The sequence below is a fragment of the Flavobacterium sp. genome, assembly GCF_049318185.1.
Taxonomy (GTDB): Bacteria; Bacteroidota; Bacteroidia; order Flavobacteriales; family Flavobacteriaceae; genus Flavobacterium.
The window spans coordinates 1-17,887 of sequence record NZ_JBMOGV010000014.1 but is presented as its reverse complement, the minus strand read 5'-3'; the positions used below and the strand labels follow the sequence as shown (position 1 = coordinate 17,887).

The window sequence follows — 17,887 nt, the reverse complement described above, 5'->3', positions numbered from 1 at the left end:
TTTTTATTTAACCTTCCGGAATGACATAGTGTTATTGAATATTACCTCAAACTCGCACCCAATTCAGTTTCTATTTTCTTTTGCAGCTTATTCATGATTTTATCAATCTGTTCATCCGTTAAAGTTTTAGTACTGTCCTGCAAAATGAAACTCACCGCATAGGATTTCTTTCCTTCAGGAAGATTTTTTCCTTGGTAAACGTCAAACAAATTGATGTCTTTTAAAAGCGATTTTTCAGTTTGTCGCGCTATACTATATATAGTATCAAAGGCTACGGATTGGTCAACCAAAAGCGCCAAATCTCTTCGCACTTCAGGATATTTAGGAATATCAGTAAATTTGATTTTAGTGTTAATTAATTTTAGAATTAAATTCCAATTAAAATCAGCGTAGAAGACTTCTTGTTTTATATCAAAATGTTTTAAAATCGATTTCTTTACGGTTCCAAACTCTACCAAATTATCATTGCCACAAGATATCACCATTCCTTCAGCAAATATATCAGAAGTTGCTGGTTTATTTTGTATCTCAAATATACCTAAACGATCTAAAATACTAGCTACATAGCCTTTGAATAAGAAGAAATCAGTAGGTTTTTGTTGATTCGTCCAGCTTTCATCAATTCTATTTCCAGAAACAAATAATGTTAAATGTTTTAGCTCATCATAACCCGATGGCAATTTATGATAGGTTTTTCCAAATTCAAATAGTTTTAAGTCAGTATTTCTGCGGTTACTATTATAGGAAACCGCTTCTAATCCTGAAAACAATAATGATTGACGCATCGCTGATAAATCATTGCTTAGCGGATTTAGCATCATTACATTGTATTCTTCTTTTAGCATTTCTGATAAGCCAATATATTCTGGTGTTGTCAAAGAGTTTGCCATCATTTCGTTAAAACCTATACCATTTAATTGCGATGCTATGATATTCTGAATTTTATAGTCTTCTGTTCTTGCCGAATTGGAAACTGTTGCATTTAATTTTTTAGAAAAATCTATATTGTTATAGCCATAAACTCGAAGGATTTCTTCAATTACATCTACTTCTCTTTGAACATCAACTCGATAAGAAGGAATTATTAATCCTAAACCAGCATCTGAAACTGTAGTTACTTTAATATCCAATGATGCTAATATTTTCTTTATTGTTTCTTTGGGTAATTCCTGTCCAATTAATTTAGCAGTTTTATCAAAATTTAAGAACACTGGAAAATCTTCAATCTTTTTTGGATATATATCTATTATATCAGAAGTAATTTCTCCACCAGCAACTTCTTTAATTAAAAGAGCCGCACGTTTCATAGCAAACTCAGTAGTTGTTGGATCAATTCCTCTTTCAAAACGGAAAGAAGCATCGGTGTTCAACGCATGACGTTTTGCAGATTTTCTAACCGAAACGGGATTAAAATAGGCACTTTCTAAGAAAATAGAATTTGTAGTTTCAGTAACTCCTGAATCTTTTCCGCCAAAAACTCCTGCGATACATAATGGTCCTTTTTCGTCACAAATCATTAAATCTTCCTCATGTAATGTTCTTTCTACATCATCAAGTGTGGTGAACTTTGTTCCAGAATCAACAGTTTTTACGATGATTTTACCATTTATTTTAGCTGCATCAAAAGCATGAAGCGGTTGTCCCAAATCATGCAAGATATAATTGGTAACATCAACAATATTATTTTTTGGTGAAAGTCCAATGGCTTTTAAGCGATTTTGCAGCCATTCTGGCGAAGGTTTTACGGTTAGTCCAGAAAGTGTAACTCCACAATATCTTGGAGCCAATTTGCTGTCTTTTACATCAACATCAATTTTTAGCGTTCTTTTGTCAATTCTAAAAGTACTTACTGATGGAGTTATCAATTCGATATTGCTATTTTTTTGCAATAAGCTAGCACGTAAATCTCGCGCAACTCCATAATGAGACATGGCATCAGCTCTATTTGGAGTTAAACCAATTTCAAAAACCTCATCATTTTCTATATTAAAAACTATTGAACACAGTGTTCCTGCTTTTAATTTCTCGTCCAAAATCATAATACCATCATGACTGTTTCCTAGTCCAATTTCATCTTCTGCACATATCATTCCATGACTTTCCTGCCCACGAATTTTTCCTTTTTTGATTTCAAATGCAACTCCGTCTTTATCAAACAATTTGGTTCCAATAGTAGCAACAGGAACTTTTTGTCCAGCAGCAACATTAGTTGCACCACAAACAATTTGTACAGGAGTTCCATTTCCTAAATCTACGGTAGTAATCTTCAATCTATCTGCATCAGGATGTTTTTCACAAGTCAGTACATGACCTACCAACACACCTTCTAGTCCACCTCGAACTGATTGGTATTTCTCTACTACTTCAACCTCCAAACCTAAATCAGTAAGTAAAGCTGCAGTATCTTCTGATTTTAAATCTATTTTGATAAATTGTTTTAACCAATTGTATGAAATCTTCATTTGAATATATTTGATTTTAGCTTCGCTCTTAAAGGCTCACGCGCCTCTAGTTAGGGTGCAAAGATAGTTAAAATAGACATTGAGCCAATTTGAAAATTTGAAAATTCTCTAACTTATATAGTTCCAAATGTTTTTCTTCTTGGTAAGTTCTAGGAAAACAGTTTTAAGTGATTGATGCTCTGGTAAAGACATCGAAGCATCTTTTTTTAATAATTTTGTTGCTTCATTTCTAGCTACTAAAAGGATGTCTTTGTCACGAACTAAATCAGCAATTTGTAAATTAAGAACGCCGCTTTGTTGTTTTCCCATTAAATCGCCTGGACCGCGTAATTTTAAATCAACTTCAGCAATTTCAAAACCATCATTAGTTTTGACCATAGTTTCCAATCGAATTTTGCTGTCACTTGATAATTTAAAGGAAGTCATTAAAATGCAATAACTCTGTTCAGCACCACGACCCACACGACCTCTTAACTGATGTAATTGAGACAGCCCAAAACGTTCGGCACTTTCAATAATCATCACACTGGCATTTGGAATATTGACACCCACTTCAATCACGGTTGTGGCTACCATAATATTGGTTTTTCCTTCAGCAAAGCGTTTCATTTCGGCATCTTTATCGGCGGGTTTCATTTTGCCGTGAACTATGGAAATACTATATTGTGGCAACGGAAAATCCCTAGAAATACTCTCGTATCCATCCATCAAATCCTTATAATCCATGGTTTCGCTTTCCTGAATCAACGGATAAACAATATAGATTTGTCTTCCTTTTGTAATTTCATCTTTTATAAATTTCCAAACTTTTAAGCGGTTGCTGTCATAGCGATGTACTGTTTGAATGGGTTTTCTTCCTGGTGGTAATTCATCTATAACCGATATATCCAAATCACCATACAAACTCATAGCTAATGTGCGTGGAATAGGAGTAGCCGTCATCACTAAAATGTGTGGGGGGATATCATTTTTTTGCCAAAGTTTAGACCTCTGTTCCACTCCAAAACGATGTTGCTCGTCAATAATTGCCAAGCCTAAATTTTTGAATTGTACTTTGTCTTCCAATAAAGCGTGAGTGCCTATAAGAATGTGTAAATTTCCGTTTTCTAATGCTTCATGAATAATTTTACGTTCGGCTGTTTTGGTTGAACCCGTTAGGATTTTTATATTAATATTTAGATTTTGGGCTAATTCTGTTAACCCATTGAAATGTTGATTAGCTAGAATTTCTGTTGGTGCCATCAGGCAACTTTGAAAACCATTATCCAATGCAATTAGCATCGCCATCAATGCCACAATTGTTTTTCCCGAACCCACATCGCCTTGTAAAAGCCGGTTCATTTGGGCATTACTTCCCATGTCATTTCTGATTTCTTTCAGTACTTTTTTCTGAGCATTAGTGAGTTCAAAGGGTAAATGATTCTGGTAGAAATCATTAAAATTATCGCCTACTATGGTAAATGAATGACCTTTTATTTTATTTTTTCGAACCAAATTTTTGGTAATCAATTGTAATTGAATAAAAAATAATTCTTCAAACTTTAATCGGAATTGGGCTTTCGCCAAAAGATCTTGACTTTTCGGAAAATGAATATTGAATAAAGCCGCATTTTTTGGAATTAGTTTTAATTCAACTATTAAATATAAAGGAAGTGTTTCAGCAAACTTGGCTTGAGTTTCCAGAAATAGTTGTTGCATCATTTTATTGATGACACGATTGGAAATGCCACGGTTGGTTAGGGTTTCCGTAGATGGATAAACAGGTTGCATAGCAGAACGCAGACTTTGTTCATGTTCTTGTTGCAATTCCATTTCGGGATGCGCCATATTGTATTGACCATTGAAATTAGTAACTTTTCCAAAAATAACATAAGGCGTATTGAGCTTCAAAGTATCTCTAATCCATTTATGACCTTGAAACCAAGTGAGTTCCATTTGTCCAGTTTCATCTACAAAACTAGCAACTAAACGTTTTTTAGCTTTGCCAAATTCAACCGTTTTAATGTTGATAATCTTGCCAATGATTTGAACTTCGGCAACGTTATTATTGAGTTCATTAATTTTGTAATAACGTGTTCTATCGATGTACCGATTAGGAAAAAAATGGAGTAAATCTTCATATTTGTGAATGCCAACTTCTTTACGCAACAATTCGCCACGTTGTGGCCCAACGCCTTTGAGGTATTCTATGGGAGTTTGGAGAAGATTGGTTGACATTTTAATTAATTTAATCAATAGCGAAGATAGTTTTTTAATTTGAAAATTTGAAAATGAGACAAATTGAAAATGATTATATTCGTAACAAAAAATTGATATAGATGCGCCAAATCTTTTTACTTCTTTTTAGCTTTTTTTCTTTTGCTCAACAAACCCAAAAAGTAGATTTTAAAATAGCTTATGGAAACATTTCTATTAATGCTGTAGAGAAAAAAGTTTATGGTTCAGTTAAATATGTTTTTGAAGTTAAAGAAGCTATTGATACTATAAAAATTGATGCACAGAGAATGACTTTTACTGATGTTATAATTAACAACAAAGAAGTGCGTTTTTTTAATTCGGGAAAAACATTGAATCTTTTTGAAGGTTTTAAAAAAGGAAAAAACACCATTGTTTTTTTGTATGAAGCTTTTCCAAAACAAACCATGTATTTCAATAATCAAATAAACAATCTTCAAATTTGGACACAAGGACAAGGAAAATATACTAGTCATTGGTTTCCTAGTTTTGATGACGTCAATGAAAAAGTTGTTTTTAACATGAATATCACTTTCGATAAAGCGTATAATGTTTTATCAAATGGAATTTTAAAAGAGGTTTATAAATTTAATGATAAAAAGATTTGGAAATATAAAATGCAAAAGCCAATGAGTTCTTATTTATTAGCTATTGCTATTGGCGATTTCAGAAATAAAGTGGTTGCATCAAAATCGGGAATTCCGTTACAATTATTTATTCAACCTAAAGACACAGCCAAGTTTGAATCTACCTATCGCTATTCCAAAGAGATTTTTGATTTTTTGGAAGAAGAAATAGGCTTGAAGTATAAATGGCAAATTTATAAACAAATTCCTGTGGAAGATTTTCTTTATGCTGGTATGGAAAACACATCGGCTACTATTTTTTCAGAAGATTTTGTGGTTGATGACATTGGTTTTAATGATAGAAATTATGTAAATGTTAACGCCCATGAGTTAGCTCATCAATGGTTTGGCGATTTGGTTACTGCAAAATCGGGGAAACATCATTGGCTACAAGAAGGATTTGCGACTTATTATGCCTTGTTGTCAGAAAGACAGATTTTTGGGGATGATTATTTTTATCATCAGTTATATCGTTCTTCGTTGCAATTGCGAAATGCTGTTGAAACAGATACTATTCCGATGATGAATGAAAAAGCAAGTTCGTTATCATTTTATCAAAAAGGTGCTTGGGCTTTGCATTATATGAGAGAGAAAATAGGAGCGAAGTTGTTTCGAAAAGCGGTTCAGAATTATTTAAAAAAACACCAATTCAAAAACGTTGAAACCAGTGATTTTTTAGCAGAGGTAAAAAAAGTGGCGCCAACATTTGATTCCAATAATTTCAAAAAAACATGGTTGGAAGATTACCACTTTCCAACAGAAATAGCTAATGATTTATTGAAAAAAAATCAATTTATACAAACGCTTTTCCAAACACAACAACTAGGCAATAACTCATTTGCAGAGAATAATGAGAACTATAAAGCAATTTTGAATTCGACTGTTTTTTATCCCATTAAAACTGAAGTTTTATATCAAATAAAAGCTATTCCTTTTCAAGAAAAAAAGGAATTATTGAATTTAGCTTTACAAACCAATGATATCAAAGTGCGGCAAGCAGTTGCCGAATTTACTGCTGATATTCCTTTTAAGTTTAAGGTTCATTACGAAACACTATTAGACGATGCATCCTACGAAACTAAAGAAATTGCTTTTATGAATTTGTGGAAAAACTTTCCCGAAAGTAGAAATGAATATTTAACAAAAGCACAAAACTGGATAGGCGGAAATGACAAAAGTTTACGGATTTTATTCTTGACATTTTATATTCTTTCAACAGAAGGTGAAAGTCAAGAGAAAACCAATTATTACAATGAATTAGTTGAGTATACTTCTTCAAAATATGAAACCTCTGTTAGAGAAAATGCCATAATAAATGCTTTTACTATAAATGATAAAGAAACAACAGTATTGAAAAATTTAGTTAATACTACCACACATTATAAATGGCAGTTCAGCAAATTTGGACGCGAAAAAATAAGAGAATTATTAAAATTTGAAGTGTATAAGAGTTTGTTTCAAAATATGTTGCCTACACTTTCAGAAAATGAAAAATATCAATTGCAAAAATTGTTGATTGAAAAATAAAAGTTAATTATAAAATTATCTTATTTTTTTAATATTTTTATGTTTCAAAAATAAATGCCATGTTAGTTAAAGTTTATGGGAGCGCCGTTTTTGGTGTTGAAGCCACCACAATAACTGTAGAAGTTAATATTGATAAAGGTGTTGGTTACCATCTTGTAGGTTTGCCAGACAATGCTATAAAGGAAAGTAGTTATCGTATCGCTGCAGCTCTTAAGAATAATGGTTACAGTCTTCCTGTAAAGAAAATCACAATCAACATGGCACCAGCCGATTTGCGTAAAGAAGGTTCTGCCTATGATTTGACTTTGGCAATAGGAATTCTTGCTGCTTCTGGACAACTAAAAGCAGATGAAGTTGATAAATACTTAATCATGGGAGAACTTTCCCTGGATGGTGGATTGCAACCCATAAAAGGGGCTTTATCTATAGCTATTAAAGCAAAAGAAGAAGGTTTCAAAGGATTTTTTCTGCCAATTCAAAACGTAAAAGAAGCGGCTATTGTTACAGGTTTAGATGTTTATGGCGTTGAGAATGTGACTCAAGTGATTGATTTTTTTGAAGGAAAAGGAACCTTAGAGCCCACTGTAATTAACACAAGAGAAGAGTTTTATAAAACATTAGATTTCCCAGAGTTTGATTTTTCAGATGTCAAAGGTCAAGAAAGTATCAAACGTTGCATGGAAATTGCTGCTGCTGGTGGACATAACATAATTTTAATTGGACCGCCAGGTTCCGGAAAAACCATGCTTGCCAAAAGATTGCCTAGTATTTTACCTCCAATGACTTTGAAAGAAGCTTTGGAAACTACTAAAATTCATAGTGTTGCTGGTAAAATTAAAGATGCTGGCTTAATGAACCAACGCCCTTTTAGGAGTCCACATCACACAGCTTCAAGTGTTTCTCTTGTAGGAGGTGGTAGTTATCCACAACCGGGAGAAATTTCATTGGCTCATAATGGAGTTCTGTTTTTAGATGAATTGCCTGAATTTAAAAGAGAAGTTTTGGAAGTAATGCGTCAACCATTGGAAGACAGAGAAGTTACTATTTCCAGGGCCAAATTTACGATTACTTATCCATCATCATTTATGTTGGTTGCAAGTATGAATCCGAGTCCAGGTGGCTATTTTAACGATCCTGATGCACCAGTAAGTTCATCACCAGCTGAAATGCAACGCTATTTGAGTAAAATATCGGGGCCTTTGCTAGACCGAATCGATATTCATATAGAAGTGACGCCAGTTCCATTTGAAAAATTAACAGAAACTCGTCCTGCTGAAAGTAGTGTAACCATTAGAGAGCGAGTAACTAAAGCCAGAGAAATTCAGTCGCAACGATTTGAATTGTTTGAAAATATTCATTACAATGCCCAAATGAGTTCGAAACAAATTAGAGAATATTGTGCTTTAGATGCTACGTCGTTACAACTCTTGAAAACTGCTATGGAACGATTAAATCTTTCTGCTCGAGCTTATGATAGAATTTTAAAAGTCTCAAGAACTATCGCTGATTTAGAACAATCCGAAAAAGTGAATTCTAATCATATAGCCGAAGCTATTCAGTATAGAAGTTTGGATAGAGAAGGTTGGTTGGGCTAACAAAACTTATAATATCTAGCGCCAATTAAAACTGGATTTTCTTTTTCTATACTGTCCAAATAAAATTCGTTTTCTGGTTTGATTACGGATTGATTTAATTCTTTTTTATGTAGTTTTTCATAAGTAGTAAAATCAATTGCTTGGCAAGTTTCAAGTGTTTCAAATAATTTAACTTTCTCAATAGCATTTTTCCAATTTTCTTGAACTTCCGCTTCAAAAACTTTAGATTTAGAACCGCTACCATAGGCAATTAAACCAAATTTTGAATTCACTAATTTCGTGTCTTGTTTAAAATGATAACACAAAGTAGATAACAATCCTAAGAAAATAGAACCTGTATAAATATTTCCTATTTGTCCAGAGGCCACCTCGGAAGGTACTATTTTTTCATTTACTACTGCTAAATATTCTGGACTTTTAGCCAATGCTTTACTTTTATCTTTGAAAGTTTCTCCTGATTGAGCTGCCACTAATTCAGGATTTTCTTTCGAGAAAATTTCAATAAAAGTTCGTCGTCCTTGAAAACAATAAGGAAGATGCATTAGAATATTTTTCCAGTTTTCATATAGTTTACCGGTCTGATTACTTTCTGATTTATAATGTTCGTAAGCTTCGCTAATTCGATTAATGTAACATTGGTTAGAATATTGACCATCAAAAACAGGTTGCTCTTTATAAATGCTAATTTCACTTTCTAGAACACCGTTCCATTCAGGATTTTTTTCTAATTTCAGTGTTTCATCTTTCGTAAAATATCTTCTAGGTTTGAAAAAATCAAAAACACCTTCAGTTGCAACTCCTACTTCATTTGAGAAACTTAAAATACTTGGATTTGAAGCAATTAACATAGCAATTGAACCAGCTCCTTGAGTATATTCGCCAGTAGAATCTAAATCATATTTGGCATTGTCAGAGGCAATAACAATGGCTTTCTTTGTGGGATTTAATCTGATATAGTCTAAGCAATTTTGTAACGCATCAATAGCGCCAATACAAGCAAAAGTCAAATCGACAACATCGCAATTTTTAAAACTTGCTTCTCCAAATACACTTTCTAAATTAGATAAAACAAATGATGCAACAGGTTTTGAACTATCAATCCCGCTTTCGGTTCCAATGTATATTCGGTTTATTTCGTTTGGTTTTAAATTTTCTTGTTGTATGAGTTTGTAGGCTGAATTTGAGGCCATAGTAACCACGTCTTGATGTGTATCAAGGAAACTCATTTTGTGTAAACCTAAACCTTTGATAAGCTTATCGGCTTCTATATTTCGGTTTTCGGCTAAAATATTAATTGGAAGATAAATTTTAGGAATGTCAAACGATATACTATCAATACCTACTTTCATATTGTGATTTTTTGCATTGCAAAATTAAAAAAGGTAATTGCATTTTTACTTTAAATTACCTTTAAAATTAATTTACTAAACAAGATTTGTGATAAATTCAATAAATGACAACTTTAATTTTTAAATTATAATTTTAGTCTAATATTATTGTGATTATTTATCTCAAAGAGGGAAAAATGTTATTTTTTGTTTTATGCTAATTGTTTCATAAACCTTTGAATTGTTTATGAAAACCACTTTAATAAATTTTTGATAGATTTTAATTTCCCCTCATAGGGTGCATATCGGGTGGGAATATCTAGCCAATTTGCTTTTTTAACTATTGATTTATGATGAGAGAATATATCAAAACTTAATTTACCGTGATAGCCGCCAATACCACTGTGCCCTACACCACCAAATGGCAGCTTTTTGTTGGTAAAATGTATTAAAGTGTCATTTATACAACCACCACCAAAAGAAAAATCCTCAATTATTTTTTTTGCAAATGATTTATTATCGCTGAAAACATATAAAGAAAGTGGTTTTTCATAATTAGAAATTATTTGTTTAAGTTCTTCTTCTGTTTTAAAACTCAAAATGGGTAGAATTGGACCAAAAATTTCATCTACCATTACAATACTATCTAATTTTGGTTCCTCTAATAGTGTTGGAGAGATATAATAATCAATTGAATTTGAAATTCCTCCTATTAAAATTGTTTCATTTTCTAACATAGCAGTTAGTCTTTTCCAATTTTTTTCATTTATAATTCTAGCAAAATCAGGAGAATTTTCTGGATTTTCTCCATAAGCATTTGTAATTTCTTCTTTCAGATGTTCTATTAATTTTGATTTTACAGTAGGATGAACTAATAGATAATCAGGAGCAATACAAGTTTGACCAGCGTTTAGAAATTTTCCCCATACAATTCTCTTCGCAGCTAGTTTTAAGTTAGCACTTTTATCAATAATACAGGGACTTTTCCCTCCTAGTTCAAGTGTAACGGGTGTTAAGTTTTCGGCAGCAGCTTTGGCAATTATTTTGCCAACAGGAACGCTTCCTGTAAAAAATATATAATCCCATCGTTTTGATAATAATTCTTGTGTAATAGCAACACCACCTTCTATGCAGGTAACATGATTTTTCACAAAAGCTTCATTAATGATTTTAGAAATAATTTTTGAGGTATTTGGTGTTAATTCTGAGGGTTTTAAAACTACCTCATTTCCTGATGCTACGGCAGCTATCAAAGGGCAAAGCGCTAATTGATAGGGATAATTCCATGGCGCAATTATTAAAACTTTTCCAAAAGGTTCTTTATAAATAAAATCAGTTGAAGGAAAATTTAAAAAAGAAGGCAAAACAACTGTTGGTTTTGCCCATTTATGAATATTTTTTATGGTATACTTTAATTCAGCTTCAATATAACTTGACTCAGTTGCAACTGCTTCAAAAGCTGGCTTTTTGAAATCATCATATAATGCTTTTATAATTTCTTCTTCGTGAATTTGAATAGTATTTAAAAGCTTAATGAGTGTTTGCTTTCTATAATTTATATCAGTTCTATAATTCATTTTGAGGCAGTTTAACTATTGTAAATTAAAATGAATCATTTATAAGAATGCAAAACGAAATCCTGTATAAATATCAGCTTGTTTGCTATCGCTTGTTAATGCAGTAAAAATGGAACTTGATCCTAAGTAAAACCCACCCAATCTAAATCCAATACCAACGTTAGTTCCAGCAATATCATTATTACTTATTGGGATATAACCTTCAAAGAAACCTAAATTAATTCTTGGGGTAACACTAAAAATATTCTGTGCCGTAATTTGATTATCTCCAGTATCTTTTTGCATTTTTTGTTGTAAATAGCCAGTAATGTATACTTTAGGAATTATTTTGAAATCACCATACAAAGTAAAAAGTGTTGGTAGATTTACTTTAAAGTCGGATTTATTACGAGGTTGCGCTACTAAATATCCATTTTGAATTAATATATCTTCAACGTCTTGCAAATTATCAACATTATTGAATTGACTTAAATCTAAACCTTGTAAATTTTGTAAATTAGGTTGAATATTTAAGGAATAATTCGTATTATAATTATTATCGTCTTTAAAAGTCATGCTGCCAATGTTTCTAATAGCTATTCCTCCTTTTATTTTGTATTTTGATTTACCATCTTTCAATTGGTAAGTAATACCTATATCAGTAGCAACACCATTTAATCCACCAAAAATAGATTTTGTATAATCATTGAAATTAGAAAAACTATCAGCAAGACCACCAGAGTAAGCAATGTTTAAATTTGCAGATTGGCTAGTTGTTAAATAGGAACTACCACTAGACTCTGTAATTGTTCCAGATAAATTTTGTAAGCCAAAATTAGAATAGGAACCTGGAAATAAAAATTTTACGGTAATCCCCGCATCAAATTTATTTTTGTCATTTTCAAAAATGGTTCTTGCAACAGATAAACCTACTTCACCATATGATGTTCCAGCAAACCTTTGATTTCCGGATTTATTTAATAATGTAATAAAAGCTATGTCGTTGTTGTTATATATTGCATTTCCTATGGCAGGATCAACATTTATTACATCAAATTTTATATTGGCTTTTGTAGTAACTCCAAAACCCCATTTCATCAATTTTAGAGCAAAACTTGGGCCTAGTATTTGTCCATCAATGCGCATATTAACGGGTTCTGTCCCTTTAAAAATTAAATCTTCAAGATTAGTATCTGATGTCAAGTCTTTAAATCCAATTTTGTTATTACTTACATTAAAACTTAAGCCATAAATATTGACTTCAATTTTTTTAGAAAGATTAGAGAATTCAGCAGGGTTTATACCGCCATTTAAAATACCGACACGATTTGAAGTGCTAATACCTGAGAAATGATCTTGAGCAAAAACACCAAAACCAATAAGGAGTCCGAAGGTTACAATGATTTGTTTCATAGTATAAAATTATTTGGTTTAAAATTAAAAGTAAATATACAACTTTACTTTTAAACTAAATTCCAAATAACATCTTTGGGTGTAGGAGCAATAAGTTTTATAGTTTCTTTTGTGACAGGATGATTGAAAACCAATTTTCTTGCATGTAGATGTATGCCACCATCTGGATTACTTCGGTCAAAGCCATATTTTAAGTCGCCTTTTATTGGACAACCAATTGCGTTAAGTTGTGCTCTGATTTGATGATGTCTTCCTGTATGAAGATTTATCTCAAGCACATAATAATTATCAAGTTTTTTGATGATTTTGTAATCTAAACTTGCATTTTTGCTTTCAGGAACTTCTTTTAAGTGTGCTTTTGAGGTATTATTTTTTTCATTTCTTTTCAGATAATGCACCAAAGTATCTTCTGCTTTTGAAGGTTTGTTTTTTACAACTGTCCAATACGTTTTTTGAGTTTCACGATTACTAAACATTGTATTAAGTCGTTCCAAAGCTTTGCTAGTTCTTGCAAAAACTACGATTCCCGAAGTTGGCCTGTCAAGTCGATGTACTACACCCAGAAAAACTTCTCCAGGTTTGTTATATTTTTCTTTGATATATTCTTTGACTATTTCTGATAAAGGTTTGTCACCTGTTTTATCTCCTTGAACAATGTCGCCTACACGTTTATTGATGACTATAATGTGATTGTCTTCATGAAGGATTTGTAAGTTTTCTTTAATGGATACTACTTTCATTTTTCAAATTTTCAAATCATTACATTTTCAAATTTGAATTAATACTGCTCATTTGTATTAGGAAAATCTTTGGATTTTACATCTGCTACATAATTACCAATAGCTGAAGTCATTTGTTCATAAAGGTTTAAATAACGACGCAAAAATCGTGGACTAAATTCATTATTCATACCTAACATATCATGAATTACTAAAACTTGTCCGTCAACACCGCCACCAGCACCAATGCCAATAACTGGAATAGAAATGGTCTTAGCCACTTTTTCTGCTAATGCTGCTGGAATTTTTTCTAATACTAAGGCAAAACAGCCAAGTTTTTCTAACAATTTAGCATCTTCAATCAATTGTTCGGCTTCGGCATCTTCTTTAGCACGAACTGTGTAAGTGCCAAATTTATATATAGATTGTGGGGTTAGTCCTAAATGCCCCATTACAGGTATTCCTGCATTCAAAATTCGTTTAATACTTTCTTTAATTTCGCTTCCACCTTCTAATTTTACGGCATGTCCACCACTTTCTTTCATTATTCTAATGGAAGAACGCAACGCTTCTTTTGGATCAGATTGATAACTTCCAAAAGGTAAATCAACAACAACTAGAGCTCTTTCTACAGCTCTTACCACTGAAGAAGCATGATAAATCATTTGATCAAGTGTAATTGGTAATGTAGTTTCATGTCCAGCCATCACATTACTCGCAGAATCGCCAACTAAAATTACATCAACGCCAGCCATATCAACAATTTTTGCCATTGTAAAATCATAAGCAGTCAACATCGATATTTTTTCGCCATAGGCTTTCATCTCAAAAAGTGACTTGGTTGTTATTCTTTTGTAATCTTTTTTTGCTGTTGACATAACAATTGTTTTAGAAGCTGTAAAAGTATAAAATCTATTTTTGATGCAACAAAAGTAAACTCTTTAATGTGAAATTATACTACTTTTGTCAAAACTGATTTTAGCAAAATGGTTAGAAAATTACTTAACCATTTTCTAGTTGTCTGCGCCACATGTTAACATGCTTGTATGATGAGTAAATTTAAACCACATAATAGTAAAATATTCGTGCATTCCTAGCAATCTAACCTAGAACTCGAAACATTTAACTCGAAACATTAAGTTATGCCAAAAATATTAATCATCGAAGACGAAGCAACTATCAGAAGAGTATTGACAAAAATACTTTCTGAAGAAAGCAACACTTATCAAGTAGAAGAAGCCGAAGATGGTAAACTAGGCTTTGAAAAAATCCAAAATACCGATTACGATCTAGTATTATGTGATATCAAAATGCCAAAAATGGATGGAGTTGAATTACTAGAAGCTGTAAAAAAAATAAAACCCGAAATTCCAATGGTTATGATTTCTGGTCATGGCGATATGGAAACAGCTATACAAACCATGCGTCTTGGTGCTTTTGATTACATATCAAAACCACCTGATTTGAACCGTCTTTTAAATACTGTTCGTAATGCTTTAGACAAAAAGCAATTAGTTGTTGAGAATAAAATTCTCAAAAAGAAAGTTTATAAAAACTATGAAATGATTGGCGAAAGCGAACCTATCAATCAAATCAAGTTGATGATTGAAAAAGTAGCTCAAACAGAGGCCAGAGTTTTAATTACAGGACCAAACGGAACAGGAAAAGAATTGGTTGCTCATCAATTACATCAAAAAAGTGAACGTTGTGATGCACCAATTATTGAAGTAAATTGTGCCGCTATACCTTCTGAATTAATAGAAAGCGAATTGTTTGGACATGTAAAAGGAGCTTTTACTTCTGCCGTAAAAGACCGAGCAGGAAAATTTGAAGTTGCTGATGGCGGTACCATTTTCTTGGATGAAATCGGTGATATGAGTTTAGCAGCTCAAGCCAAGGTACTAAGAGCATTGCAAGAGAGTTTAATTCAAAAAGTAGGAGCAGACAAAGACATTAAAGTAGATGTTCGAGTAATTGCGGCTACCAATAAAGATTTAAAAAAAGAAATTTCCGAAGGTCGTTTTCGTGAAGATTTATACCATCGTTTAGCCGTGATTTTAATAAAAGTGCCAGCATTGAATGATAGGAGAGATGATATTCCTCTATTAATAGAATATTTTGCTGTAAAAATAGCTGAAGAACAAGGAAATACTTCAAAATCATTCTCAAAACAAGCAATAAAACTTTTGCAAGAATATGATTGGACAGGAAATATTCGGGAGTTACGAAATGTAGTGGAACGTTTAATTATTCTTGGTGGCAACGAAATTTCAGAAACAGATGTAAAACTTTTTGCAAGTAAATAATGAACCTAAAAAAAATAAACCCAAATCTCCAAAAAGCTCTTATAGAAAATGGTTTAATAGAAGCAAATGAAATGCAACAGGAAACATTTTCTACTATAAAAAGTGGCGCTGATGCAGTGATTCAATCACCCACTGGAACTGGAAAAACATCAACAATTGTATTAAACGTAATTCAAAGAATAGAAAAATCGGTCGGCGAAAGTACAAGAGTTTTGATCATTGTTGAAAACAAAGATAAAGTACTCGAAATGGAGGAATTATTTTTAAAATATGGTGTTTATCATGATTTAAGTATACTTGGTGTTCATGATAAAGGTGATATCGACTATGATAAAAATATCATTTCTTTAGGTTTAGATATCCTAATTGGAACACCTAATAAAATCAACGCTATGTTCTCTTCAGCCGGATTTAATATCAATACTATTAAAATGTTTATTATTGATGATGCCGATATTCTTTTCAGAAACAGAATGGATGCTATTATTTTACGTTTATCTAATAGTATCGAAAAGACACAACGATTATTCTTTTGTTCTCAAATTACAGAAAGAGTAGAAGTATTAGCAGAAAAAATAATGATTGAACCTCTTTTCTTTGAATAGGAAGAGTAACAAAACTAAAAATTCACTATTTAAATTTAAAACATGGGACTCATTAAAATATTCTCTGGACAAGAAATCCTTGCCATTACCTTAAAAGAAAAACTAGAAGAAGCCAATATTAACGTTGTACTTAGGAATAATAATCAAGCTAACGTTTTACCAAGTGTACAAACCGAAAAAGCTGTTGAGTTATTTATTCAAGAAATTGATTTTGGAAAGGCAAATCCTGTTATTGAAGAGTATCGATTAAGTATTTAACTATCTGAATATTTTTAATCGGCTTACCAAAAGGAAAAATAATAATCCAAAAATCTCAATTAAGACAAAGCACTAATTTTCAAATTGTATCATTTCTAAATTAGACTATCTTTGCAACTTTTAAAAAAATCTAAATGATTACTGTAAACGATATCTCAGTCCAATTTGGCGGAACTACACTCTTTAGCGATGTTTCATTTGCTATTAATGAAAATGACAAAATTGCCCTAATGGGTAAAAATGGTGCTGGAAAATCTACTCTTTTAAAGATAATTGCAGGTGAAGCAAAACCATCTACAGGAAGTGTTTCGGCTCCAAAAGATGCTGTGATTGCCTATTTACCTCAGCATTTATTAACTTCAGACGGTGCCACAGTAATGGAAGAAGCAGCAAAAGCATTTGGTGAAATCTTTAAAATGAAAGCTGAAATCGATACAATCAACGAACAATTAACCATTCGTACCGATTATGAAAGTGACGAATACATGAAATTAATTGAACGTGTTTCTGACTTAAGTGAGAAGTTTTATGCGATTGAAGAAGTAAATTATGAAGCCGAAGTTGAAAAAATATTGTTAGGTTTAGGATTTGAAAGAGAAGATTTCGCACGTCAAACATCAGAGTTTTCAGGTGGTTGGAGAATGCGAATTGAATTAGCTAAAATTCTGTTGCGTAAACCCGATTTGATTTTACTGGATGAGCCCACCAACCACATGGATATCGAAAGTATTCAATGGTTAGAAGATTTCTTAATTAATTCTGCAAAAGCCGTTGTAGTAATTTCTCATGATAGAGCGTTTGTTGATACTATTACCAACAGAACTATTGAGGTAACAATGGGAAGAATTTACGATTATAAAGCTAAATATTCGCATTATTTAGAATTGAGAAAAGACCGTAGAATTCATCAGCAAAAAGCCTACGACGAACAACAAAGAATGATTGCAGATAATCAGACATTTATTGACCGTTTTAAAGGGACTTTTTCTAAAACAGATGCTGTTCAATCTAGAGTTAAAATGCTAGAAAAATTAGTTTTGGTTCAAGTTGATGAGGTGGATACATCAGCATTAAAATTAAAGTTTCCGCCAGCCATCCGTTCAGGTCAGTATCCTGTAATTGTTAAAGATTTAGAAAAATCGTATGGTAATCATTTGATTTTTAAAGACGCTAATATTGTAATTGAACGTGGTGATAAAGTTGCTTTTGTAGGTAAAAATGGTGAAGGAAAATCAACGATGATTAAAGCCATCATGA

Annotated in this window: 13 protein-coding genes; 6 read left to right on the top strand and 7 right to left on the bottom strand. The window is 32.1% G+C overall.

All coding sequences use genetic code 11. The features are described from left to right. Positions 1–41: 41 nt before the first annotated feature. Positions 42–2,462: a phenylalanine--tRNA ligase subunit beta gene (pheT, locus tag ACOYLT_RS02670; protein WP_422852299.1), complete on the bottom strand. Its 2,421-nt coding sequence runs from the start codon at positions 2,460–2,462 to the stop codon at positions 42–44. A 108-nt stretch (positions 2,463–2,570) separates the two neighbouring features. Further along, entirely contained in the window at positions 2,571–4,679 is a 2,109-nt protein-coding gene (gene recG, locus ACOYLT_RS02665; protein ID WP_422852298.1) for an ATP-dependent DNA helicase RecG, read from the bottom strand. A gap of 101 nt (positions 4,680–4,780) precedes the next feature. Here recG and ACOYLT_RS02660 point away from each other — a divergent pair, with 101 nt between their 5' ends. Together ACOYLT_RS02660 and ACOYLT_RS02655 are read left to right on the top strand one after the other, a co-directional pair. Beyond that, entirely contained in the window at positions 4,781–6,850 is a 2,070-nt protein-coding gene (locus ACOYLT_RS02660) for a M1 family metallopeptidase (RefSeq protein WP_422852297.1), read from the top strand. A 59-nt stretch (positions 6,851–6,909) separates the two neighbouring features. Continuing rightward, entirely contained in the window at positions 6,910–8,445 is a 1,536-nt protein-coding gene (locus ACOYLT_RS02655; protein WP_422852296.1) for a YifB family Mg chelatase-like AAA ATPase, read from the top strand. Here ACOYLT_RS02655 and ACOYLT_RS02650 read toward each other — a convergent pair. The 5 genes from ACOYLT_RS02650 to panB all read right to left on the bottom strand — a co-directional run bounded on the left by ACOYLT_RS02650 (position 8,442) and on the right by panB (position 14,339). Continuing rightward, positions 8,442–9,794 carry a hydroxymethylglutaryl-CoA synthase family protein gene (locus ACOYLT_RS02650; protein ID WP_422852295.1) on the bottom strand — a complete coding sequence of 451 codons (1,353 nt, stop codon included), beginning with the start codon at positions 9,792–9,794 and terminating at the stop codon, positions 8,442–8,444. The genes ACOYLT_RS02655 and ACOYLT_RS02650 overlap by 4 nt on opposite strands. A 224-nt stretch (positions 9,795–10,018) precedes the next feature. Beyond that, positions 10,019–11,350: an aldehyde dehydrogenase gene (locus tag ACOYLT_RS02645; protein WP_422852294.1), complete on the bottom strand. Its 1,332-nt coding sequence runs from the start codon at positions 11,348–11,350 to the stop codon at positions 10,019–10,021. 39 nt (positions 11,351–11,389) lie between these two features. Next, positions 11,390–12,742 carry a hypothetical protein gene (locus ACOYLT_RS02640; RefSeq protein ID WP_422852293.1) on the bottom strand — a complete coding sequence of 451 codons (1,353 nt, stop codon included), beginning with the start codon at positions 12,740–12,742 and terminating at the stop codon, positions 11,390–11,392. Positions 12,743–12,792: 50 nt separating this feature from the next. Next, on the bottom strand, positions 12,793–13,482 hold the full coding sequence (locus tag ACOYLT_RS02635) for an RluA family pseudouridine synthase (RefSeq protein ID WP_422852292.1): 690 nt from the start codon (positions 13,480–13,482) through the stop codon (positions 12,793–12,795). A gap of 38 nt (positions 13,483–13,520) precedes the next feature. Then, positions 13,521–14,339 (bottom strand): 3-methyl-2-oxobutanoate hydroxymethyltransferase, encoded by an 819-nt coding sequence (gene panB, locus ACOYLT_RS02630; protein ID WP_422852291.1) that lies wholly within the window; start codon positions 14,337–14,339, stop codon positions 13,521–13,523. A gap of 264 nt (positions 14,340–14,603) precedes the next feature. On the opposite strand from panB, the gene ACOYLT_RS02625 reads away from it, so the two are divergent. The 4 genes from ACOYLT_RS02625 to ACOYLT_RS02610 form a co-directional block, all read left to right on the top strand. Next, on the top strand, positions 14,604–15,767 hold the full coding sequence (locus tag ACOYLT_RS02625; RefSeq protein WP_422852290.1) for a sigma-54-dependent transcriptional regulator: 1,164 nt from the start codon (positions 14,604–14,606) through the stop codon (positions 15,765–15,767). Further along, a complete protein-coding gene (locus tag ACOYLT_RS02620) occupies positions 15,767–16,372 on the top strand; it encodes a DEAD/DEAH box helicase (RefSeq protein ID WP_422852289.1) in 606 nt (201 codons plus the stop codon). Before ACOYLT_RS02625 ends, ACOYLT_RS02620 begins: the two co-directional genes overlap by 1 nt. A gap of 42 nt (positions 16,373–16,414) precedes the next feature. Next, a complete protein-coding gene (locus tag ACOYLT_RS02615; RefSeq protein WP_422852288.1) occupies positions 16,415–16,630 on the top strand; it encodes a putative signal transducing protein in 216 nt (71 codons plus the stop codon). A 134-nt stretch (positions 16,631–16,764) separates the two neighbouring features. Continuing rightward, on the top strand, positions 16,765–17,887 hold a 1,123-nt coding region (locus tag ACOYLT_RS02610), incomplete at its 3' end, for an ABC-F family ATP-binding cassette domain-containing protein (RefSeq protein WP_422852287.1).